The sequence below is a fragment of the Pontimicrobium sp. MEBiC01747 genome (assembly GCF_053601635.1).
Genome location: NZ_JBSHNS010000533.1, coordinates 1 through 564, shown reverse-complemented (window position 1 = coordinate 564; position 564 = coordinate 1). Strand labels below are relative to the sequence as shown.

Here is a 564-nt window from a genome sequence, read left to right as displayed (position 1 = left end):
TATAGATAGACACTCTAATAATTTAGCCGTTTTTATAAATGAAACCAGAAGTAACACCACCTTTAATACTTACGATGATATTACTAATTATTTACATGATAAATATGTAAATAAAGCTAAAAACATTATTAATAAGCATCAATATTATTATATAGAACAGTCTGAAGAATATGGCCCTGTTCCAGCAGAGTACCTTTTAAAACGTGTTGAGGACAATAGTATAAATGCGCAATGCCTTATAAGAGACATAAATGATTATGACTACAGTAAGAGATTACGCATTCAGGATTTGATTGATGTTATATAATATTATTAGACTTTAGTATCTTCTTTTTGAATCCATCTCAAAATTAAAATACCAATTCTAGAAACAACAAACGTAAACAAGCCAAAAGTAGCAGTTAATAACGATACTTTAAGCCCTGCAGCAAAAATACCTGGATCTGTTTCCCCCATAGACTGCAATACATCAAACATTTGAATAAGCCCTAAAATAGAACCTAAAAAGCCAACTGTTAAGCCAAGAAGTCCAGTATCTATAGATAGGCTCAGCATTTTTTTAGA

Annotated in this window: 2 protein-coding genes; one reads left to right on the top strand and one right to left on the bottom strand. The window is 30.5% G+C overall.

What is annotated here, in order from left to right; all coding sequences use genetic code 11:
• Positions 1–307: hypothetical protein (locus tag ACVC2P_RS17265; protein WP_452599694.1), on the top strand; the 307-nt coding region annotated here is incomplete at its 5' end.
• A 5-nt stretch (positions 308–312) separates the two neighbouring features.
• On the opposite strand, the gene ACVC2P_RS17260 is transcribed toward ACVC2P_RS17265, so the two are convergent.
• A partial coding sequence (locus tag ACVC2P_RS17260; protein WP_452599693.1) for a MotA/TolQ/ExbB proton channel family protein occupies positions 313–564 on the bottom strand: 252 nt, incomplete at its 5' end.